This window comes from Candidatus Hydrogenedens sp. (genome assembly GCA_035378955.1).
In the GTDB taxonomy this organism is placed as follows: Bacteria; Hydrogenedentota; Hydrogenedentia; order Hydrogenedentales; family Hydrogenedentaceae; genus Hydrogenedens.
The window spans coordinates 3,230-27,424 of sequence record DAOSUS010000028.1 but is presented as its reverse complement, the minus strand read 5'-3'; the positions used below and the strand labels follow the sequence as shown (position 1 = coordinate 27,424).

At 36.5% G+C, this 24,195-nt stretch carries 17 protein-coding genes; 7 read left to right on the top strand and 10 right to left on the bottom strand.

The annotated features are described in order from the left end of the window. Window positions 1–214 precede the first annotated feature (214 nt). The 5 genes from amt (at window position 215) to PLA12_07555 (ending at window position 7,265) form a co-directional block, all read left to right on the top strand. Entirely contained in the window at window positions 215–1,606 is a 1,392-nt protein-coding gene (amt, locus tag PLA12_07575; protein HOQ32356.1) for an ammonium transporter, read from the top strand. Between the two features lie 854 nt (window positions 1,607–2,460). Continuing rightward, complete coding sequence (murC, locus tag PLA12_07570) at window positions 2,461–3,897, top strand: UDP-N-acetylmuramate--L-alanine ligase (protein HOQ32355.1); 1,437 nt, start codon at window positions 2,461–2,463, stop codon at window positions 3,895–3,897. Beyond that, window positions 3,898–4,719: an FtsQ-type POTRA domain-containing protein gene (locus tag PLA12_07565; GenBank protein ID HOQ32354.1), complete on the top strand. Its 822-nt coding sequence runs from the start codon at window positions 3,898–3,900 to the stop codon at window positions 4,717–4,719. Between the two features lie 64 nt (window positions 4,720–4,783). Beyond that, the gene (gene ftsZ, locus PLA12_07560; protein HOQ32353.1) at window positions 4,784–6,136 is read left to right on the top strand and encodes a cell division protein FtsZ; all 1,353 of its coding nucleotides are present in this window, start codon (window positions 4,784–4,786) and stop codon (window positions 6,134–6,136) included. A 16-nt stretch (window positions 6,137–6,152) separates the two neighbouring features. Next, window positions 6,153–7,265 (top strand): type IV pilus twitching motility protein PilT, encoded by a 1,113-nt coding sequence (locus tag PLA12_07555; GenBank protein ID HOQ32352.1) that lies wholly within the window; start codon window positions 6,153–6,155, stop codon window positions 7,263–7,265. Here PLA12_07555 and PLA12_07550 read toward each other — a convergent pair. The 6 genes from PLA12_07550 to PLA12_07525 all read right to left on the bottom strand — a co-directional run bounded on the left by PLA12_07550 (window position 7,258) and on the right by PLA12_07525 (window position 14,983). Further along, complete coding sequence (locus PLA12_07550; protein ID HOQ32351.1) at window positions 7,258–10,419, bottom strand: response regulator; 3,162 nt, start codon at window positions 10,417–10,419, stop codon at window positions 7,258–7,260. The two genes, PLA12_07555 and PLA12_07550, sit on opposite strands and share 8 nt — an antisense overlap. A 131-nt stretch (window positions 10,420–10,550) precedes the next feature. Then, window positions 10,551–11,189, bottom strand: a complete 639-nt coding sequence (locus PLA12_07545; protein HOQ32350.1) for a bifunctional 4-hydroxy-2-oxoglutarate aldolase/2-dehydro-3-deoxy-phosphogluconate aldolase — start codon at window positions 11,187–11,189, stop codon at window positions 10,551–10,553. Window positions 11,190–11,210: 21 nt separating this feature from the next. Beyond that, on the bottom strand, window positions 11,211–12,434 hold the full coding sequence (locus PLA12_07540) for an argininosuccinate synthase (protein HOQ32349.1): 1,224 nt from the start codon (window positions 12,432–12,434) through the stop codon (window positions 11,211–11,213). A 23-nt stretch (window positions 12,435–12,457) separates the two neighbouring features. After that, on the bottom strand, window positions 12,458–13,375 hold the full coding sequence (argF, locus tag PLA12_07535; protein ID HOQ32348.1) for an ornithine carbamoyltransferase: 918 nt from the start codon (window positions 13,373–13,375) through the stop codon (window positions 12,458–12,460). After that, on the bottom strand, window positions 13,369–14,562 hold the full coding sequence (locus PLA12_07530) for an aspartate aminotransferase family protein (GenBank protein ID HOQ32347.1): 1,194 nt from the start codon (window positions 14,560–14,562) through the stop codon (window positions 13,369–13,371). The genes argF and PLA12_07530 overlap by 7 nt, the downstream gene beginning before the upstream one ends. Window positions 14,563–14,674: 112 nt before the next feature. Next, window positions 14,675–14,983: a zinc ribbon domain-containing protein gene (locus PLA12_07525; GenBank protein ID HOQ32346.1), complete on the bottom strand. Its 309-nt coding sequence runs from the start codon at window positions 14,981–14,983 to the stop codon at window positions 14,675–14,677. Between the two features lie 477 nt (window positions 14,984–15,460). Between PLA12_07525 and PLA12_07520 the strand changes: the two genes are divergently transcribed. Both PLA12_07520 and glnA read left to right on the top strand, forming a co-directional pair. Further along, entirely contained in the window at window positions 15,461–15,802 is a 342-nt protein-coding gene (locus PLA12_07520; protein HOQ32345.1) for a P-II family nitrogen regulator, read from the top strand. Window positions 15,803–15,833: 31 nt separating this feature from the next. After that, window positions 15,834–17,258, top strand: a complete 1,425-nt coding sequence (glnA, locus tag PLA12_07515; protein ID HOQ32344.1) for a type I glutamate--ammonia ligase — start codon at window positions 15,834–15,836, stop codon at window positions 17,256–17,258. A 169-nt stretch (window positions 17,259–17,427) separates the two neighbouring features. Here glnA and mfd read toward each other — a convergent pair whose 3' ends face one another. The 4 genes from mfd to PLA12_07495 form a co-directional block, all read right to left on the bottom strand. Beyond that, the gene (mfd, locus tag PLA12_07510; GenBank protein HOQ32343.1) at window positions 17,428–20,685 is read right to left on the bottom strand and encodes a transcription-repair coupling factor; all 3,258 of its coding nucleotides are present in this window, start codon (window positions 20,683–20,685) and stop codon (window positions 17,428–17,430) included. Between the two features lie 125 nt (window positions 20,686–20,810). Continuing rightward, a complete protein-coding gene (locus PLA12_07505; GenBank protein ID HOQ32342.1) occupies window positions 20,811–22,079 on the bottom strand; it encodes an adenylosuccinate synthase in 1,269 nt (422 codons plus the stop codon). Window positions 22,080–22,173: 94 nt separating this feature from the next. Further along, entirely contained in the window at window positions 22,174–22,782 is a 609-nt protein-coding gene (gene rpsD / locus PLA12_07500; GenBank protein ID HOQ32341.1) for a 30S ribosomal protein S4, read from the bottom strand. A 273-nt stretch (window positions 22,783–23,055) separates the two neighbouring features. After that, window positions 23,056–24,195: hypothetical protein (locus PLA12_07495; GenBank protein HOQ32340.1), on the bottom strand; the 1,140-nt coding region annotated here is incomplete at its 5' end.

The following is a 24,195-nucleotide window of genomic DNA, read 5'->3' as shown; positions in this document are numbered from 1 at the left end:
ACCAAAAAGTTGTATTATACAAAAAAATAATACATAAATGTAATATTAAAATCCAATATTTTTTTCAAAATTATTTCTTATATTATATAAATTATTGTTTTCCAATGAGATATAAAATTATTTTCGTGTTCGGCATGAAAATTGTTATTCCATTTTCAACCCAATTGTATTTAATTTATTAATTTAAAAATTATTGTAATTAAGGAGTTGACTAATGGAAAAGAAAATGAAGTTCCTTTTGGGTTTATTATTAATCCTTTCACTTTTACCTTGCCTGAGTTATGCTGAAGATGGAGGAGAAGGTGTTATCTCACAAAAGGTAATTTTGGATACACTCTGGGTTCTTATTACGGCTTTTCTTGTATTCTGGATGAATGCCGGGTTTGCCTGTGTAGAAGCGGGATTTTGCAGGGCTAAAAATGCTGTAAATATTCTCACCAAAAATTTTGTGGTTTTTGGAATTACTTTAGTATGCTTTTGGGCAGTTGGCTTTGCATTGATGTTTGGTGATGGAAATCCCTTTATTGGACTATCTGGCTTTTTTCTGCTGGGTGCAGATAACAGCCCTACTATGGGAGATTTCTATCAAGGTGTATATAAATCTTTAAATTGGACAGGAGTTCCCTTAGAAGCCAAGTTTTTCTTCCAGGTTGTTTTTTGCGGGACGGCTGCGACTATTGTTTCAGGTGCCGTAGCGGAAAGAATTCGTTTTTCTGCATTTCTTTTGTTTTCTGTAGTAATTTCTGGAGTGATTTATCCCATTGCAGGTCATTGGATTTGGGGCGGTGGTTGGCTTAGTTCTTTTATGGATGTCGGATTTAAGGACTTTGCAGGTTCTACTGTAGTTCATTCTATTGGTGGATGGTCGGCTTTAGTAGGAGCTTGGTTATTGGGTCCTCGTTTAGGGAAGTATGGAAAAAAAGGTGAGATTTCCCCAATTCCCGGACATAATCTGGCATTAGCGACATTGGGAGCGTTAATTTTATGGTTAGGATGGTTTGGCTTCAATCCCGGTAGCACAATGGAAGCGAATCCTCTTAAAATTGCCCATGTAGCATTAACAACGGCAATGGCGGCAAGTACGGGAATAATCGCTTCTTGTCTATATGCATGGGTTCGATTAGGCAAACCCGATTTAACCATGATAATAAACGGGTCTTTAGCGGGTCTGGTGGCTATTACAGCCCCATGTGACGGTGTAAGTGTTTTTGGAAGTGTTATCATTGGTATTGTTGCAGGTTTTATTGTTGTCGAAAGTGTTTTGTTCTTTGACCGTATAAAAATAGATGACCCCGTAGGTGCGATTTCTGTCCATTTAGTTAATGGTATCTGGGGAACTTTATCCGTTGGATTATTTGATGTGGAGAAAGGATTATTTTACGGAGGAGGTTACAAATCTTTACTTGTTCAATTCATAGGTATTATATCTGTTGGTGCTTTTGTTCTATGTGTTGCTACTATTGCATGGTTAACTATTCGTGCGATATTAGGTCTACGGGTTGACGCTAATGAAGAATACATAGGTCTTGATAAAAGTGAAATGGGGCTGGAAGCATATCCTGAAGAACGGGTAATACCGGAATACACAATAGCACAAGATGCATAAATTCCCTATTTACCTTTAATCAAAGAATCTCAATGCATATAAATAACCTGAACAAAAACAATACTTAAATAACACAATGTCTTTTGGATTCTTCATGATACTATAGAGCAAACCAAGAATAAGAATGAAGAAAAAAAGTAAATATCTCATAACATAATCTACTTTCCTTCTTTGTCTAATGAATTTAATTGGTAAAAAAATTATAACCACGAATTAGAGAATAGACACGAACAAAAACAAATGACGAAAATTTGTTAAACATTCACAATAAAATAGATTAAGTATCCTCGCCTCGTTATTTAATTTCACACCCTTTAAAAAGGAATTATATTGTAGAGACAAAAAATTTTTCGTCTCTACACATTTAAAAATCATTACCCTTGTATCAGCGAAAGCATCCTATCTACCGGTATATTTGAGTGGTTAATTCTTTTACCACAGAGGACACAAAGACTTTGCAAAAAGTTCACAATGTAGGGGCGAAACATGTTTCGTTTCCCTCTGAGTAAAAATTCCTTTGTGCCCTCTTGGATTTTTTTACAAGAACCTTGCAATGAATTAATACACAGCATGCTGTGCCCCTACAATTTGAAAAGAAAAAATAAATCTGTTGTCTATGTTCTGTAGGTGAATAAATTAAACATTAGATTGTAATGCAATCCCTGTAGAATTTAGAGCAACATAATTTATGAGAATGGGAAATTATTCCTTATACAACAGACATATAAATTATCCATAAGAAAGAATACTGAATTTTTTTTGCATTTATAATTTTTTAATTAATATTGACTAAGAAACTTGTTTTTTTATACTATATATAGTATTCTATATATAGTATTTTTAGGATATTAAAAATGAATGGCGTTAAACGAAAAATACATTTTATTGGTGTCGGTGGCATCGGGATGAGCGGTCTTGCTGAAATTCTGCTCAATCTCGGATATGAAGTTTCTGGTTCTGATTTAAAATCTTCTGAAATTGTGGAACGGTTAATAAGTTATGGATTAAAGTTTTATGAAGGACACGCCCCTGAGCATATAAATAATGTGGGCATAGTTGTTCGTTCTGCCGCAGTTTCAGATGATAATGTTGAAATAATTACAGCCAAGAAATTAGGTATCCCTGTAATTCATCGTAGCGACTTACTTGCCGACCTGATTCGTCTGAAACCCAATGCTATTGCAGTAGGTGGAACGCATGGTAAAACTACAACTACATCCATGATAGCCTCATTTTTAGAGTATGCCAACATCGGGGCTACAAGTATTGTGGGTGGAATATTACACCGTAGTGGAACCAATGCTCGTTGGGGAACGGGGAATTATCTGGTAGCAGAGGCAGATGAACATGACGGCTCTTTTTTGAGATTACATCCGACTATAGCCGTAGTTACGAGTATTGATGCAGAACATCTGGAATATTATGGAACATTAGACCGTATAAAAAAAGCCTTTATAGATTTTTGCAATGATGTTCCTTTCTATGGCTATTCGATACTTTGTGGCGATGACCCGAATATAAAATCCATTGTTCCAGAGATTGAAAGTGTATGTATAACTTATGGGTTAGAAGAGCATTGTTCCCTGAGAGGAATGGATGTTAAGATAGAAGTCCCTGAAAAAAAAGATTCCATTCGCGATGTTCTTGCTGGAATTAAAACAAAATTTACTGTAATAAGTCAGGATGAACGATTAGGCGTTAAGGGAAGATTGGGGGAATTGACTATCCATACATTAGGTATTCATAATATTCGTAATGCTTTAGGGGCTTGCGCTGTGGGTATTTGTTTGGGGTTGCGTTTTGGATTAATTTCGGATGGGCTACAGCAATTTAGTGGTGTAAAAAGAAGACTCCAACTTTGTGGAGAAGAAAAAGGTATAGCTGTTGTTGAAGATTATGCTCATCATCCCACGGAAATAGCCAGCACTATGGAGGCTCTTCAGTGGATAAAACCCCAACGACGGATTGTCGTTTTTCAACCACATTTATATAGTCGCACAAAATTCTTTGCGGAAGATTTCGCAAAAGTTTTATCAAAAGCCGATATGGCAGTTATTACAGATATTTACGCTTCTCGTGAAACTCCTATCAATGGTGTAACATCGGATTTGATTGTAGATTCGGCTAAAGAGCAGGGAGCCAATCATGTATTCCTTGTTCGTGATATGTATGAAGTTCCCGATTTCTTGGTAAAACAATTAAAATCAGGGGATGTGGTGCTTATCCTGGGTGCAGGAAATATAAATAAAATTGCAGAACCGCTCCTTAAAAAAATACAGGAGGTAGTATGAATGGCTAAGGTTCATTTAATAACTTCTCCTGTTGCAGGCAGTCGCTACAAAAAAAAGAATACTTTTATAAAAAAAACAACAACTGTTGTGAGTAGGTTATGTAAAATCGGCAAGATAATATCTGCACTGACTATATTCCTAATGTTTGCGTTTTTTATCTGGGTGCTTATGGATGACCCGAGATATAAAATAAAGGAAATTCAGATTGATGGGTTAAAAATATTTTCCGAGGCAGAGATTAGAGTCCATGTGGATATGTTTTTGGGAAAAGGAATGGTTCGTTTAAAAACCGATGAAATAAAAAACAAATTACAACGAATTCCTTTTATCGAAGATTGTTCCGTAGAAAAGGATTATGAGGGGAATAAGATTATAATTCATGTTCAGGAATTACCCCCTTACGCTACTCTTTTTGTTGATGACCAGATGTTCCTTATTTCACACACAGGTAAAATATTGAAAAGAATATCAAATATTAAAGAAGCAAGAGGACCCTTAATAACAGGCGTATCTCGACGGAATGTCTTTGAACCCGGTGCTTATATAAATGATGAAGGACTCTGGGCTGCATTGGAGTTCTGGTATGAGTATAATCAGGTGCCTAAAAACAAAGATGTTAAAATATCTGAGATTGTAATTGATTCCAATGAAAATTTGAAAGTATATTTTGATGAAATTCCTTGCGAAACAAGATGGAAAAGAGAAAACTTAAAACGGCAGGTTCAGAATTTTTCCATAGCCTTAAATAAAGTGGATATAACTCGAGTTCAATGCAATGAATATATAGATATGCGATTTAATGATGATATTATTTATAAATAGGAGAAATTAAAATAACGAAACACTTAAAATATACACATGGGACGCACCCTTGGAGGATAAGTTTATGACACAGCGATTTACATTACTCGATTCCGATGATTTTGAAAAAGAGCCCGATAATAAAAATACCCCGAAGGGAAGTAGCCCGGGTTCTGTCGTGGGTTTTTCTGGAGTAATGTCTGGAAAAGAGGAATTTCCAGGTAATGACATTGTTATTAAAGTTTGTGGTGTAGGAGGTGGCGGTGGAAATGCTATTGAACGAATGATAGAACAGAAAATGGGCGGAGTAGATTTTATTGTTATAAATACAGATGCTCAAGCATTATCGAAGTCCTCAGCGGCATGTAAATTGCAAATAGGTAAAGGTATTACAGGAGGATGGGGAGCAGGTTCTATTCCCGAATTAGGTTCTTATGCCGCAGAAGAAGACCGAGAACGAATTCGCGAAGCCCTGGAAGGATCTCAAATGATTTTTTTGACTTCGGGAATGGGTGGAGGAACAGGAACAGGTGCGGTACCTATCGTAGCTGAAATTGCAAAAAAATTAGGAGCCCTTACCATAGCCGTTGTTACTTTGCCTTTCGAGTTTGAAGGTCCTGTAAGGAAACGCAATGCGTATGAAGGGATAGAAAAATTGAAAGAACATGTTGATGCTTTGATTACTATTCCCAATGACCGCGTAGCAACCTTAAAAGACTTAACAGTAAAAGAGGCATTTCTGAAAGTAGATGAGGTCTTACATAATGGGATACGAGCAATAACCGACCTTATCAAGATTCCACAACTTATAAATATTGATTTCGCAGATGTCCGCACAATTCTGCAGAATAGCGGTAAAGCCCATCTGGGTATTGGTTTCGCCCGTGGTGAAAAAAGACCGGAAGAAGCGATAATTCGTGCTATCGAATGTAACTTGTTAGATACAAAAAGTGTTCTTGGGGCCAAAGGTGCTATATTAAATATCCATGGCGGTTCTGATATGAAAATGGGTGAAGTTATTCGTGCAGGTGATAAGTTGAGAGAAATGTTAGGACCTGAAGCCAATGTAATTTTTGGTGCCATGGTCAGTGAAGGGGAGAGAGAAGATATTTGTGTTACAGTTATTGCTGCTGGTTTTCCGGAAGACCAAAAATCAAGTGAGTTTATTCCATCCGCAATTACAAATATTACAAAAGAACAGCAGATTTCCCCTACAATCCCCTCCATTAAAAAAGAAGATATTCCCCAGATAAAAGAGCAAAAAGAAGCAGAAAGAGTAATCCCCAAGGAAGAAAAGAAACCCGAAAATGGTGGAGAACTATTTTCTAAAGAGGAGTTGAAAAAAGCAAAAGAAACAACACCTAAAAAAGATGAAAAACCAACTTTAGACCCGAAACCCCCATGGCTTCGTCAATTTTTTGAAAAAAACTCCAAATAGATAAAGAAGGATTTATATGAGCACATCACCTATTCGGAACGAGTTTATAAAACTTTTACAACGCGCTATACAAAAAGATGCGTCGGATATCCATCTCAAAACGGGAAGTCCTCCTTATTTCAGGGTAAACGGTGAATTAGCCCCAATAGGTGAAGAACCTATATATCCAGAAACCATGTCCCAGATTTTGAATATTATGCTCAACGATGAACAAATGCGTGTTTTTTCTCAACGCGGTGATTTAGATTTTGCTTTTTACGAAAAAGGGGTAGGCCGATTCCGTGTAAGTATTTTTCGCCAACGGGGAACTGTTTCCTGTGTAATGCGAAAAATTAAAACACGCATTCAGACTTTTGAAGAATTGCATCTTCCTCCACAGATTGTTCGATTTGTCGAATTACAAAGAGGCTTGATTCTAATCGCAGGAACTACAGGTAGCGGAAAATCAACTACCCTTGCAGCGATTGTAGAATATATTAATCAAACGCGGCCTTGTCATATTATTACAATTGAAGACCCGATAGAATTTATTCATGTGGATAAAAAGGCAGTGATTAATCAACGGGAAATTTCTATTGATACACATGATTTTAATTCCGCTTTACGAACTGTTATGAGACAAGACCCGGATGTGATTGTGATAGGGGAAATGCGTGACCATGAAACTTTTATGGCGGCGGTAAGTGCTGCCGAAACGGGACACCTTGTATTTAGTACTTTGCATACAACAAATGTAATGCAAACGATGGATAGAATCATTGACTTTTTCCCTACCAATCAACATGACCAGGTTCGTTCACAGTTATCATTAAATCTCAAAGCAATTATGTGTATGCGATTAATTCCCCGTGCTGATGGACGCGGGCGGGTTCCCGCATGTGAAATTTTATTTAATACACCCATTGTCCGAAAATTAATAAAAGAAAATCGTATGACTCAAATGGATACAGTTCTTCAGCAAGGGAAAGAAGAAGGAATGCAAACCTTTAATGATAGCCTTGCCCAGTTAGTTAAAGAATCCCTCATTACCTTAGATATGGCTATGGATATGTCTGACAATCCCGAAGAACTTCAAATGATGTTGCAGGGAATACGCTTAAGTTCCCGACGGGGAAGTATCCTTAAATAGAAGGTTCTATATCCGGATATCGCTCTTCTAAAAATTCCATAAATTCTTCCAATGCCCCAATTAATTCTTCAAATCGATTCTCCATATAATCAATATCTATATGTGTTGTGTCCATAACTGCTTCCTCTATTTCCTTTGCAATGGGGACAACTTTTACTGCTCCCAAATTACTTGTAGAACCTTTTATCGTATGTATTGTTTTATGGAAACCTTCAAAATCTCTATTTTCAAGTTGTGTGCGGGCTTGCTGTAAATACATCGGAATGTTCTCAAAAAATATTTTTATTAAAGACAGAAGCAAACTGCGGTCATTATCAACGCGATTTAAAACCGCTGTTTCATCAAAAATAGAGGAATTGGGAATAGGGGAATTTGAATCTTTAGAAGGAGGAATATTTACATCACTTTGAGCCAGTATTTTTGCAACGGTTTTTATAAGTTTTTCGGGATGTATCGGTTTTGTTAGATAATCATCCATCCCAATCTCTAAACAATAATTTTTCTTATCTTCAAAAGCATAAGCCGTCAGAGCAATAATAGGAATATGTCCTCCATTTTTTGACTCTATCTCCCTTATTTTTTTGGTTGTCTGGATACCATCCATATCAGGCATTTCTACGTCCATGAGGATTAAATGATACCGCTCTTTTTGTATTTTTTCTAAAACTTCTCTACCGGATTGTGCTATTTCTACTTGATACCCTCTTCGGGTTAAAAATTCCTTTATCACCATTTGGTTTATATGATTGTCTTCTGCTAACAAAATGCGAATTTCATCGGGATGAATAGGGGACGGTATTCCCTCTTCTTTTATATCTTGAAATTCATTTGCAATTACTGTGAGGATATAGGCAAATTCATTTTTATCTGTTGGGTAAGGGATTTTAAATTTTATATCTATTTCCTTTGATGGCGATACCTTTTCAGGGTAAAGCAAAATTACAGGTAAATTATATTGAGAAATCATAGGTAAAATATCAGGATTATCATAATAAATCTTTATATCCAGCAGGACAACAATTTCTTTTTTATCTTTTTCCCTTTTAAAATTATTTAAAAATTCTTCTCCAGACTTGAATACAACAAGCCGAATACCCCACGATAGAACATATTCTTCTATGGTTTTAATCAAACTCCTATTATTTGTGATTAAATATAATACTTTTTGAATCGGAACGAATTCTCCATTATCCTTTAATAATGAAAATTTAATTTCGAACCAGAATACAGTTTTCCCATCAGTTCCTTTTTCTACCCCTATTTCCCCTTTCATGAGTTCTACCAGCTGTTTACTTATAGTTAATCCTAAACCTGTTCCTTCATACTTTTTCCCCTCAGGGCGATTTGCCTGTCCGAATGCTTCAAAAATTCGGTCTATTTCTGTATCCGGGATTCCAATCCCTGTATCTGTCACTTCAAAACGAAGTATGGCGTTATCTATATTCTGTTTTACGACTTGTACCTCTATACAAATTTCCCCTTTTTCTGTAAATTTAATAGCGTTACCAACAAGATTAATCAATACCTGTTTTACTTTATCGGAATCGCCAATAACCTGTAATGGAATATCTCGAGAAAGAAGACAACCCAATTCCAGATTTTTATCATGAGCACGTTGCCAGAACATCTGGATAACATCTTCAACAACCTGTCGGGGATAGAAAACCTTGTTTTGGACAGAAACATTTCCTGCTTCTATCTTTGATAAATCCAATAAATCGTTTAGTAGTGATAGCAAAGACTCTGCATTCGATAAAGCCATGTTAATGAATTGGAGACTCTTTTCTTCCTGGATAGTTTCCTTAATTAAATGTAAAGCACCGATAATTCCATTCAAAGGTGTGCGAATTTCATGACTCATATTTGCAAGGAAGGAGGATTTGTATTTGCTAGCTATTTCTGCTTTCATAGCCAATCGGTTGGTTTGTTCAATTGCTTCTAAAAGTTCTTTATTCTTCTGTTCCAGTATCTCTTTTGCCCGGGTTATCTCCTGTTCCATACGACGGTGTTCCGTCAGGTCATTTCCAACGCATAATATTTCTGTAATATTTCCTTCTTCATCATATAACGCTTTATTCGACCATGAAATCCATACCCGTTCCCCATTCTTTTTTATGTTTTCATTCTCATTATTGATATATTTATCCGGATTTTTGCCAATGTCTAAAATCATTTCTAATAAATTTTTTTGGTTGGAATCCGTGAAAGGAACAATAGTCCCCACAACATTCTTACCAATCAATTCCCCGGGTTCATACATAAAAAATTGTTCTGCAAAACGGTTAATAAAAATAATCGTGCCATCAGGAGCCATACGCAGGATAATGCTATTTACATTCTGCACCAATTCCTCATAACGAAGTTCCTCCTTATGTAAGAAATCCTCCGCCTCTTTTCGCTTCAGAATTTCCTTCTCGAGGTCCATTTGTTGGATTAACACCTGGTTTTGAAGGCTATTCTGAACGGAACTTAATTCCGTTAATTTCCTATCTATTTCATCAAGAAGTATGTCAATATGGAGACCTAATTGCCCTATTTCACTTTCTGGGCGTAAATTATTCCTGATAGAAAAATTCCGCGTTGTTAGTACCAAATCAAGATTTTTTACTATTTGTTCTATAGGTCCTATTAGAAGGGATAAAACCATTCGCAGGAGTATAAAAATGCCCGTTAATGACAACAAGGAAAGTATGGTAGTTAGAAGAATTTTATTCCATAAAATAGAATATAGGGAATTTGATGAAATATATAAATAGAGAATTCCAAAATTTTGAGAATTAGTTCTTAAAGGTATTGAATACCAAATTTTCCCCTTACCATAATAAAAACCTTCCCGAGGTAAATTACTAACTTCCGTTTCCTCTAATAAAAATTCAGAAAATTCTTTTGTTATAATTTCATCTTTTGAGAAAATAAACAGACCACTTGTTGTATTACTTTTTTTACAAGTCCTATAAATTTCTTTTAGGGATGTAAAATCCTTATTTATCAAATGAGATATAGTTAATTCAGATAAAGTTTCTCCTTGTTTTACCAATAAATCCTCTGCTCTATTTTGAAAGATTCGATAATCGTAAATAGTAACGATAAGAATATAAAGGGTATGAAAAAGAATGATAGGAATTAAAAGGAATAAATATAGTTTGTTCTTCATGGGTTAATTACAAATCTAATTTATAACATAATTATAACAAATATTTTTTGTAATAACTTTACCCTTACTTTTATATATTACTATACTACAAATAGATAGAAAAAAGAAGCAATTTTTATAAATAGTATAATTTACGAAATGGCAGATTTGTATAACTGTGCTGTTTCGGTTATAAGTTTATAATTTTCACTTGCGAGTAATTTCTTATTTGCCAGGTTTCCTCCAACACCTAAAGCCACGGCTCCTGCCTCTAAAAATTTTCGAGCATTTTCATGATGAATTCCTCCGGTAGGAACAATAGGCAAATGGGGAAGCGGTCCCAAAACCGCCTTGATGTATTCAGGCCCTCCTACACTTGCAGGGAAAAGTTTAACAAAATCAGCACCGGTTTGCCATGCCTGTAATAATTCCGTAGGTGTAAATCCCCCGCACATACTTGCGACGCCGTAGTTTTTTGCTGTGCTAATTACCTCGGGTAATAATGTCGGCGTGACAATAAAATCGGTTCCTGCAAGAATGGCTAAACGACAGGTTGTCGCATCAAGAACAGTCCCCGTGCCGATAATAATATCCTTTCCTTTCCACTCTTTCTTTAAACTTTCAATAATTGTTAATGCTCCCGGGGTGGTCATCGTAATCTCAATGCAGCGAATTCCTCCTTCAAATAGAGCATGCACAGCCTTAAAAAAAAGTTCTTGCTTTAAGTCGGCGCGAATAACCGCTATAATCTTTTCCGATTTGATAAAATCCTTTACCTCATCGTTCAACATAGATAATCCCCTTTAAGGAAATTATTTTTCTTCAAAGAAACCGGCTTTATTTCGAACCCGCAACCGTAGGGCATTAAGGCGAATAAATCCTGTTGCATCGGCTTGATTATAGGCTCCGGCATCTTTTTCAAAGGTGCTAATTTGTGGGTCGTATAAAGTCTTTTCGGCTTTTCTTCCTACCACGATACATGAGCCCTTGTATAATTTAAGTCGAGCAGTACCTGTAACATTTTTTTGGCTTTCATCTACGAATTTATTCAGTGCTTCCATTTCAGGAGAGAACCAGAAGCCATTATAAATAAGTTGGGCTATTTTAGGAGATAATTGGTCACGCAGGAGCATGACTTCACGGTCCATAGTTATAGATTCAACAGCACGATGTGCCGAATATAAGAGGGTTCCGCCGGGTGTTTCATAAACGCCTCTTGATTTCATTCCTACAAAACGATTTTCTACCATATCCACACGCCCTATGCCGTGTTTACCGCCAAGTTTATTTAAATAAGCCAGTAGATTTTCAGGTTCCATTTCCTTCCCGTTTACCGCTTTAGGATAGCCCTGAACAAAATCAATTTCAACATATTCCGGACTATCAGGTGCCTTTGTTGGGTCTGTGGTTAATACGAACATATCTTCAGGCGGTTCCATCCAGGGGTCTTCCAAAATTCCACCTTCAAAAGAAATATGGAGTAAATTACGATCTGAAGAATAAGGTTTACTTTTAGACACAGGAACAGGGATACCATGTTTTTCTGCATAAGCAATCATTTTTTCTCTGCTATTTAATGTCCAGCGAGGGTCCCTCCACGGAGCGATTATCTGAATAGATGGTTCAAATGCCATGCAGGTTAATTCAAATCGAACCTGGTCGTTTCCTTTTCCTGTAGCACCATGTGCCACAGCATCGGCTTTCTTTTCCCGATATACCTCCACCTGTCCTTTAGCAATGATGGGACGGGCAATACTTGTGCCTAATAAATAACATCCTTCATAAATGGCATTTGCACGCATCGCTTTGAAAACGAAATCCTGAACAAATTCACGCTTTAAATCCTTTACCACGGCATCCACAGCACCGGTGGCTAATGCTTTCTTTCTCGCCAATTCTAATTCTTCACCCTGTCCAATATCCGCAATATAAGCAATTACTTCTGCGTTAAATGTTTCCATGAGCCATCGTAAAATAACCGAAGTATCCAGACCTCCTGAATATGCGAGGACAATTCGTTTAGGTTGTTTTTCCATATTATTAACTCCTTATTATATTATTAATGGGGATTATATCCTAACAATGTAACCATAATCGCTTTTTGAACATGCAAACGATTTTCTGCCTGGTCGTAGACTAAAGATTGGGGACTATCAATAACCTCTGAAGTTACCTCCATCCCTCTATGAGCAGGAAGACAATGCATAAACTTAGCACCAGGTTTTGCAAGAGACATAAGTTTCTCATTAACTTGATAGGGAGCAAAAATTTTAGAGCGTTTCTCTTGCTCACTTTCCTGTCCCATACTTGCCCAAACATCTGTATAGATAACATCAGCATCTTTGACACCTTCATAAATACTATGTGTAATAATTAAACGGTTACCTACTTTCTCTTTTATTTTGCTTAAAAGATGGGCATCCCCCGAATAACCTTCCGGACAAACCAGTCGAAGTTGTATCGGGAAATGAATTAAAGATTCTGCCCAGGAATGGAACACATTATTCCCATCACCCACAAATACGACCAATAAATCTTTTATCCTTTCCTTAAAATGCTCCTGTAAGGTCATAATATCTGCCATAATTTGACAGGGATGTAATAAATCGCTTAAAGCATTTATTACCGGAATATGTGCATTTTGAGCAAGACATACTAAATCGTCATGGCTAAAAGTTCTCGCTACAATTAAATCTACCCAACGCTCTAAATTTTTAGCAACATCAGGAACTGATTCTCGTTCTCCCAATCGCATATCCATTACAATGGTTTCGCCACCTAAATGAAACATACCAATCTGAAAAGTAAGTTTTGTCCGTAAACTGGGTTTCTCAAAAATCATGGCTTGTGTTTTGCTCCGTAACCAACGATGGGGGAGACCCTTCTTCTGCAAGATTTTTAATTCATGGGCAAGATTTAATATCTTGTGAATTTCTTCGGTAGAGAAATCGAGAAAGGAAAGAAAGTCTTTTACCATCCCAGAACTCCTAATGCTTTTTGTAGTGCTTTTAATGCTACTGTTAATTCATCTTTTTCTATAATTAATGGGGGCAGAAACCTCAACACATTAGGTCCTGCAGAACCACATATTATACCTTGTGATAATAATTGACTTATAAGAGGAGATACGGGTTCATCAAATTCCATCCCAATCATTAACCCTCGTCCACGAACCTCTTTGATTTTGCTATGGGATTTCGCAAGTTCTTGAAGTTCATCGATAAAGTAATTCCCTAATTTTTGAACTTTATCCAGAAATCCGGGTTGGGTTAGTTCATTCATAACCGTTAAGGCGGTTGCTGTGCTTAAAGGATTACCCCCAAAAGTGCACGCATGAGAGCCGGGGCTAAAACCTTGTGCTACCTCTTCTGTACAACCCATTGCACCAATAGGCACCCCATTTGCCAGTCCTTTGGCTAAAGTGATAATGTCCGGTTCTACACCATATCCCTGATGGGCAAATAAATATCCTGTTCTGCCTAATCCCGTTTGAACCTCGTCAAAAATCAACAAAATATTGTGTTGATTACAAATCTCACGGACTTCTTTTAAGTAGTTGGGAGAAGGGAGCCGAATACCCCCTTCACCTTGAATAGGTTCTAATAATACAGCACCGGTTTCTTTCGTGATAGCCTTTTCCAATGCAGAAGGGTCATTATAAGGGACATAACTAAATCCTGGCATCATGGGTTCAAATCCTTTATGATATTTAGGCTGTCCCGTCGCTGTAATGGTAGCTAAAGTTCGACCATGAAAAGACTGTTCTGCAGTAATAATATGAGGTTTATACATTCCCTTAATAGTCCAGTAACGCCGCACAATTTTTATCCCTGCTTCATTGGCTTCTGCTCCACCATTACAAAAGAACCATTTTTTAGCAAAACAACATTCACTTAACTTTTTCGCTAATAAAACTTGCGGTTCTATGTTGTATAAATTGGACACATGCAACAATTTGTTTGCTTGTTCAGTAATAGTTTGCGTAACCGCAGGATGACAATGTCCTAAATTACAAACGGCAATTCCTGAAAACAAATCGATATACTCTTTACCGTCTGCATCCCATACATGGGTCCCTTTACCCCGCACTAAGGTAAGATTCCGAGAACCATAAGTGTTTATAAGATATTGGTCAGCTAATTGTTTTACTTCTTCGTTGGTCATAGTCTTTTCCCTTTAAATAGTTTCAGAAATTAGAAAATGTAATTATAAAACAATTTTTGGTGCATTCTAAAAAGAATGCACCAAAAATTATTACTATGTGGGCATTATTTTGTTATGAAGTTTTTGATGTTGAAGTAGTTTCCTTATTGCTTGTTTTAGTCTCTGTTGAAGTTTTTCCATTTCCATTATTGGAACTTGTGCTTGTACTTGTTTTGTGAGAACCGTTGCCATTGCTACCTTTTTTCTTATAATCCGTCTCGTAAAAACCACTTCCTTTGAAGATTATCCCTGCTCCATTACCAATCAAACGCTCACATTTCCCTTTACATTTTTCACATACAACTTTAGGATTTGCTGTAATCGAATGAAAATAATCAAAACGATGACCGCATTTTACACATTCATAAGTATAAGTCGGCATAAAAATCTCCTCCTTAAATAAGTCAAATAAGTCAAAACCTCCTACATTATTCAAAACGAGAAATCAATAGGCAGGTAATACAAAAAATTAATTAATGAATATCACTTATATATAAAAAAAATATCACATTATAATATCAATATATAATCTATCACTTTTTTTATTTGAATGTCAAATATATTTTTCGCTATTTTCCTAATAATTAAATATCCTTCACAAAAAAATCTTACATTTATGTATTTTAAGAATTATAGATAATACATTTATGTATATTGTTTATTCTAAAATTTGTTTCTAACTCTATAAATAGAAGTAAAAAACGCATATTTGTTGGTATTTTTTGTAAAAATGGCGTATTTAACGAACCTTGGCATTTATATTGCTTTATAAGAAACAATAAATAAAAGATTTTAATTTGTTATAATAGGGTTCATATTTTACCTGAACTATAGATTTAATAAAATGAGGTATTGATAGATGAAAAAAATCGAAGCAATCATCAAACCATTTAAGTTAGAAGAAGTAAAAGAAGCACTTGCAGAAATTGGGTGCAAAGGTTTGACTGTGTCCGAAGTCAAAGGTTTTGGCAGACAACATGGTCATAAAGAATTATATCGTGGTGCAGAATATGTTGTAGAATTCCTTCCTAAAATTAAGATTGAGGTGGTGGTTGTAGATGAAATGGTAGAAACAGTAGTAAAAGCGATATTAAAATCGGCTTCCACAGGTCGTATCGGAGATGGGAAAATTTTTATTATGCCGGTAGAGGAAGCCATTAGAATAAGAACAGGCGAAACAGGAGATATAGTCGTCTCTTAACAATAAAAAAACAATACTAAGGAGAAAAATTATGTATAAAGATTTAACCCCCAAAGATGTATTAAAAATGATTAAAGAAAAAAATATAGTCTTTGTTGACCTTCGTTTCATGGACTTTCCTGGATTGCAACAACATTTTACTTTCCCTGTATCCGAAATAAATGAGGAAGTGTTTGAATCCGGGATAGGATTTGATGGTTCAAGTATTCGGGGCTGGCAAAGTATCCATGAAAGCGATATGCTTGTATTACCCGACCCACGCACAGCATTTGTTGACCCATTTTCAAATATTCCTACATTAGTGTTATATTGCAATATTTTAGACCCCATTACAAAAGAGCGTTATACCCGTGACCCACGAAATATTGCCCAAAAAGCAGAAAATTACCTGCTATCCACAGGTCTTGCAGATACATGCTATATAGGACCTGAGGCAGAATTCTTTATTTTCGATGATATTCGTTTTGACCAGACACCCAATAGTGGATATTATTTTATTGATAGTAATGAGGGTATATGGAATAGTGGTAGGGATGAAAAACCAAATTTAGGTTATAAACTTCGTTATAAAGAAGGGTATTTCCCGATACCGCCTTCAGATGAAACATATAATATCCGCAGTGAGATGGTTAAATTAATGTTAGATTGTGGGATTAATGTGGAATGTCATCATCATGAAGTTGCTACAGGTGGCCAGGCTAAAATTGATATGCGTTATGCTCCCCTGACACAGATGGCAGACCAATTAACTCTTTATAAATACATTATTAAAAATGTGGCTAAGAAAAATGGTAAGACTGTAACCTTCATGCCAAAACCTTTATTTAGTGATAATGGCTCCGGTATGCATTGTCATATTTCATTATGGAAAGGCGGAAAACCTATTTTTGCAGGAAATAAATACGCTGGATTAAGTCAAGAGGCAATCTGGTTTATTGGCGGTCTGTTAAAACATGCCCATGCACTTGTCGCTATTACAAATCCGACAACGAATAGTTACAAACGATTAGTTCCTGGATATGAAGCACCTGTAAATATTGCTTACTCTGCTCGTAATCGGAGTGCTTGCTGTCGTATTCCTATGTATTCGCCCAGTCCCAAAGCGAAGCGGATTGAATTTCGTGTGCCCGACCCATCCTGCAACCCCTACATGGCATTTGCGGCTCTTTTAATGGCAGGTCTGGATGGTATTCAGAATAAAATTGACCCCGGTGAGCCTATGGATAAAGACTTGTATGACCTTCCTCCTGAAGAAAAAGCACTTATCCCGCAAGTTCCCGGAAGTCTTGCCGAAGCCCTGAATGCGTTATCTAAAGACCATGAATTCCTTACCAAAGGAGATGTATTTACTGAAGATGTCTTGAAAACATGGATAGAATACAAGCGTGTTCGTGAAGTTGAAGCCGTTAATTTAAGACCCCATCCCTATGAATTTATGTTGTATTTTGACATTTAAGATACATATCTAAATATCCTTTGAGATATGCTCTTTATGTATTAAGTTATTGGAAAGAACACAGGGAAAGATAAAAAATCTTTCCCTGTGTTTCTTATTTACGACTAATTTCTATATTATTTATGGCATTTTCTTCATTCCCATTTCTCATGGTTCTATTCATCTATGTTTACACACCTTCATCATGAAGTTTTTCTAAATAGGTTATTAAAAGGTTTAAATATTTTTCTGGGGTATCATCAATGGAACATTCTAAATAAGGATATTCTTCTAATCCCATTTCTATCTCTTTTCCAAAAATTTCAAATGCGTATTTTTTTCGTAAAGTAGAAACAGGATGATAGGTATCAAACTGAATATATAAAAAGTTTTTATTTAAGACTAATTTTTTCACTCCCAAATCTACAGCCAATACGCGTGATTTCATAATTTTGACTAAATTTTCAACGGGCATGGGTATCGGTCCGTATCTATCTTTGAGTTCCTCTATCAAGTCTTCACATTCTTCGGGTGTTTGTGCCGTGGAAATTCGTTGATACCATTGCATCTTTTCAAGGGAATTGGAGATATAGTCATCCAAAATACGCGCCTGAATAGTAGTTTCAAACGGAGGTAATTTTTTACGAATAAGAGGTTGCCCTTTCATTTCTGCAATGGCTTCCTCAATCAATTCACGATAGGTATCAAAACCGACAGCGTTTATATGACCGCTTTGTTCCGGTCCCAATAAATCGCCTGCGCCCCGTATTTCTAAATCTTTTAATGCAACCTGCAAACCCGAACCTAATGTAGAAAAATCCTGAATGGCTTTTAGTCGTTCCTGAGCATCTTTAGTAAGAGCCCTATCGGAAGGGATTAATAAGTATGCAAAGGCACGATGTTTATATCTTCCAACCCTACCTCGTATTTGATAAAGTTCACTTAAACCAAATCGGTCTGCACGGTCTACAATAATTGTGTTTACATTTGGAATATCTATCCCGGAGGCAATGATGGTGGTGCATACCAACACATCAATTTCCCGATTAATAAAAGCAGTCATTACCTTTTCTAATTCATTTTTTGACATCTGCCCATGCCCAATACCTATTCGCGCATTCGGAACTAATTGTTGTATTTTCATGGCCGTATATTCAATAGTTTGCACACGATTATGGAGATAATAAACCTGTCCTTCCCGTCGCAATTCCCGTTCAATGGCTTCTTTTATAATTTCCGGAGAATAATTAGCGATGCAGGTGTGAATGGGTAGTCGGTCATTGGGTGCCGTGTTAATAACACTCATATCGCGAATGCCTGATAAACAAAACTGTAGTGTTCGTGGTATCGGTGTCGCTGTTAAAGTAAGTGTATCTACATGTTCCCGAAGTTTTTTTAACTGTTCCTTATGTCTTACACCAAAACGCTGTTCCTCGTCAATTATAAGCAAACCCAAATCTTTAAATTGGACATCTTTTGAAAGTAAACGATGTGTGCCAATAACGATATCCACTTCCCCTGTAATTAATCCTTCCAGAACCTGCTTTATTTCTTTTGTCGTACGTAATCGGCTTAATGATTCAATACGGATAGGGAATCCTGCCATGCGTTCCTGAAAAGTATGCCAATGCTGATGAACGAGTACTGTTGTTGGAGCCAGAACTGCAACTTGTTTACCGTCCATTACTGCCTTGAAACTTGCTCTTATTGCAACCTCAGTTTTCCCAAAGCCAACATCTCCGCAAATCAAACGGTCCATAGGTTGAGGAGTTTCCATATCCCGTTTGGTTTCCTCAATGGCCTGATATTGGTCAGGTGTCTCATCATAATCAAAGGCTTCTTCCATCTGCCTTTGCCAGGGCGTATCTGGCGAAAAAGCGAAACCCTTACAATGATGTCGTTTGGCATATAATTTAAGTAATTCCTCTGCAAATTGTTTGACAGACTCCCGTACCTTATCTTTCGTCTTGCTCCATGTTTTTCCTCCTATTTTATCAAGGTTAGGAGTTACATCTTCCCCGGCTATGTATTTCCGTATCTGGTCTAATTGCGTAACAGGGATATACAACATATCTCCATCACGATATACAACGGCAAGGTAATCGCTGGATTTGTTTTCTAAACGATAAAGCCCCGTGAATTTGCCTATTCCATGAATTTCATGAACAACATAGTCCCCCGGTTTTAAATCACTTAACGAATAGATACGACTTCCTTTACGGAAAAATCGCCCTCTCCGTCGAACAAATTTCCTTCCAAATAGTTCCTTTTCACTTAATAAGACAAACTTTTCATCGGAATAAATACAACCGGGACGAATTCTACCCATTTCGATTTTCAGGTCAAAAGAATCTTTATCAAGACGATACCCCTGTTTTGAGATTAATTCATGCATGCGTAATTGCTCTGAGTGCGTATTACAAAGAATTCGCACATGATATTGTTCAATGTCCCATTGCTTTAATTGCTCCCAGAATTCATTCAAATTTTTTGTCCAGATTTGAAGGGAATCCATGGGGATAATAATACGGGGTGCAGACCGTTCGGGTAAGGATAAAGACGCTATTTCTATATTTTTTAATTCACGAAACTTGCCTGCAATTTCATCTTGTGTAAAGGTGTATAAATTCTCTCCAAATTCAGATTCAATTTTACGACTCTCTTTAAATATATTTAATGGTTCTTCCCAAATAATTAGAGTATCCCTCGATAAATAATCCAACAGGTAATTTTTTTGCTGCAAAGAACTATTTTTAATAATCAGGTCTTTTTCTGTTTTTAAGATAACATCTACATATTCCAGAGGGGCAATACTTTTTTGCGTTTCCGGGTCAAACTCCCGTATAGATTCAATAATATCACCAAAAAATTCCAGGCGAACGGGCAATTCTCGAGCATACGGAAATATATCTAATATTCCCCCTCTCCGACTAAATTCACCATGTTGAGACACACTCGCTTCGCGTTGGTAACCCGAATTAATAAGTAAGGTAGTTAAGTCTTCAAGATTGTATTCTTGTTCTTTATTTAATTGTAACCTTTGTTTTTCTAGTGCTTCTCGTGTTGGAACTACTTGTAATAACGAGCGGATAGATGTGACGATAATTTTCGGTACTTGTTTTCCGGAGATAATTCGGGTTAACAAATGAAGGCGTTCAGAAACAATATCCTCTGCCGGGTCAATAAAATCTGTGGGCAATGTTTCCCAGGGAGGAAAGAAGGCACAATCTTCTTCTGAAGTAAATGTTATGAAATCTTCATATATTTCTTCCGCACCATGATTATCCGAAGCAATAACTAAAAGAGGTTTGTTAAGTTCGGAATGAATAAGATATGGGATAACACTTTTCCCTACACCCCATGGTCCTGCAATTTGCACCCATGAAGATTTCTCTATCTGCTCAATAATCTGGCTTATAACTTTAAATCTTAATAATGATACACTCATATCAAATGAATATTATTATATCCCATCTTTTAAGATAATCGGATATACAAAATACAAAAATAGGCTTTTATTAGTAACTTTCTAATATTCTATTGGGATTTATTTTGATATTTATTCTTATAGAATTAACGCACAATTAAGGCTTCGCGTTCAGGTCCTACAGAAATATATTTAATGGGACATGAAACCCGTTTTTCTATTTCTAATACATAATTTTGGGCGTTTTGGGGAAGGTCTTCAAACCGACGCACCTTAGAAATATCTTCATCCCAGCCCGGAAGTTCAATATAAACAGGCTCTGATTTTTCAAGTATAGGATTGATTGGAAAATCATCAAACATCTTATTTTCAAACTTGTAATGAGTGCAAATCTTTAATATTTTTTTACCTGTGAGACTGTCTAATTTGGTCAGGGCTATTTCGGTAGCGCCCTGTACTTTTACACCATATTTTGTTGCTACCGCGTCAAAATGACCGATGGTTCGCGGTCTTCCTGTTGCTGCTCCATATTCCTTAGCAATTTCGCGTAACTGGTCTGCCTCTTCTTTCTCCATCAGGGTTACAAAAGGACCTTCCCCGACGCAGGTTGAAAAAGCCTTTACAACAGCAATGACCCTATCCGGTGGATAGCCAAAGAGACCACTACCAATAGGAGCAAAAGTGGATAATGTGCAGGAAGAAGTTGTATAAGGATAAATTCCAAAATACAGGTCTCTCAGTGTCCCTAACTGTGCTTCAAAAAGTATCTTTTTGCCTTTCTTAACAGCTTGTTCTAATATTTCATTTGTGTTTTTTATATAAGGTAATAAGGGCTTGCTCCATTTCTGTGTCCATTCCCAAATGTCTTCAAAGGTGAAAGGATTATCTTTCCCATAAACGCCTTGGGCTATTTGCAACTTCCAATCTACAATTTGCCGTAATCGCTTTTCTAAATATTCAGGATAAAAAAGGTCGCCCATTAAAATAGCCTTTTTTATCGTTCGGTCTCCATACACAGGGGCAATACCTCTTCGTGTAGAGCCATACGCGTTTTTACCCAATCGTTCTTCTTCCCATATATCTTCATAACGATGGTAGGGAAAACATATAACAGCACGCTCCGAAATATATATTTTGGGGTCTATTCCATGTTTCTTAAAACTCTCAATTTCCTCTACCAGACTTTGGAGGTCAAGAACCATGCCCGGTCCTAATATATTAATGGTCTTTTTACTAAAAACACCAGAGGGTATGAGATGTAATTTAAATTCCCCAAATTCATTAATAACAGTATGCCCTGCATTATTTCCTCCTTGATAACGGATAACAAAATCAGCGTCTTGGGCAAAATAATCCACCATGCGACCTTTTCCCTCGTCGCCCCAATTTGCTCCCACAATGATTTCTATACTCATTTATAATACCCTTTACATAAGTATTCAATTTTCACAAAAAAACGGGTCGAAACCAAACTCGACCCGTTTGCATTATTCAATTATACAGAAAAAACTATCTCGAATAGAACCCGATGACGCCCGGAGTATCTTCAAGGAAAGGAAGATTTTCTTCTGCCGGAACGGAAACGACATGCCCTTCAAAGGATTTCGCTTCCCGAGAAAGATGAGGAGGGATTTCCTGATAAGGATTTTCTGCTCCTTCGGCTATCATCGGAATATTTCTGCTCTTCTCACGCACTGTAATCTTCATTCCTGGTTTTACGGTAAAAGATGGGATATTTACTTTCTTACCATCTACCAGGAAATGACAATGAGTTACGAGTTGCCGTGCTGAAGAAATAGTCGGTGCAAAGCCTAAACGGTAAACTACCGTATCAAGCCTGCATTCCAGAAGTCTCATCAGATTTACACCTGTATCACCTGTAATACGCTTAGCTTCCTGGAATGTTTTCCACATTTGCCGTTCCATTAAACCGTAGTGCATGCGAATTTTTTGTTTCGCCAGCAATTGCCGAGCATAAACGGACAACTTCCCTTTCGGGTCTCTTCCATGTTGTCCCGGTCTAAATGGACGCTTTTTAGACGGACATTTTGGGCTTCCCCATATACAGGAACCCAAACGCCGACATAACTTGTGTTTCGGACCTAAGTATCTTGCCATAGGTTATGTTTGTTCCTTACTTTAATTTAATTTTTCTTCACACAAAACGAGACACACGCTCTCTTTTACAGCCGCGGAAAAGATAGAGGTGTAAAGTTAAATCTTTTTTTGAGGTGTATTATTATAAAATTTTTATCAAGATAAAAACAAATCAGCCCAATCTTCTTATAAGGTGTAAGGATTCCTCAATTCTTTCCATTTTTTATATTTTTGCTTCTTATTTTTTAAAATGGCACTCTTTGTAATTTTTGTAGATGAAGAATACACTTATTTTTAGGGTTCTATCTGGAAATTCATAATATCTATTATTTGTTGGTATCTTGTTTCTATAAAATCATTGTTTGTTGGTTGAGGTTCTCTCAAAATAATTTTCTGAAGTTCGATTTCTACATCCCAGTCGTAGGGAAAACTACCCATCGGTAAAATACATGAAGACCCTGCTAATTTATGTTTTGCAAAGTGATTAAAATAATGTGCTATCCACAATCCATAATCCATTAATTTTTTTGTTTCCTTATCTAATGTACCGTAGTCTTTTACTTTTATAGCATTCCAGATAGGATGCATTGTATTGTAGAAAAAAATACTACTTTTTTTAGTTCTATGGAATATCTTCTCTGCTTTAATGGGGTCGGTATCTAAACAAGATAGTGCATAACTAAACTCAACCCAGGGCGAGATATTTGAGATAGGTTCTAACACGGTTTGAGCCCAGCAGTATCTATTTATGGAAAGCCAATCCATTGTGTATTGAATATAAGTTCCTCTTTCTGGTGTTTCCAATGGATTATCATATCGGGACAATATGGGTAAGTCTAACGGGTTAGGGTTAGTTTCCAGACATGACTTCAAGTGCGGGGCAAGTTCTTTCGTTGTTTCTGGAAGTAATGAATTCGTGTTGGGATTATCCAGAGTGGTCTTATTCTCAAGGTTTTCTTTAATTGAAAATCCAAAGTAAATTAAACCCTCAAAAGAAGGAAATTCTTTTACTGTGTGATATACAAGATGATGTTTTTCCCATTCCTTTCTTAATAAAGGGGGCATTGTCCCAAATTCGGTTCTAAATAAGACCCATATATTTCTTTCTGGCGGAAGGTGTTTTATAAGATAGATAAGTAAGTCAGTAGTTAAATATAAAGAACCAGAAACAGCCACAATAGGCACAGAATGTTTTAACCTTGAACACCAATGGTAATAAAATATCGGTGCAATATCTCCCGGTCCCAAAATAACTACATCTTTTTCACTTATCTCTTGTGCCAAAGCATTTGTGCATTCGTCCCAGGGAGTATAAGGTTTGCTTTGTTGATACATCAGATATTGTAGAAGAATAAAAATGATAAAGAATGAAACTCCTACTACCTTAAAAAACGACCGATGAGGTTTCCAATTAAAAATTATTTTAGATAATAA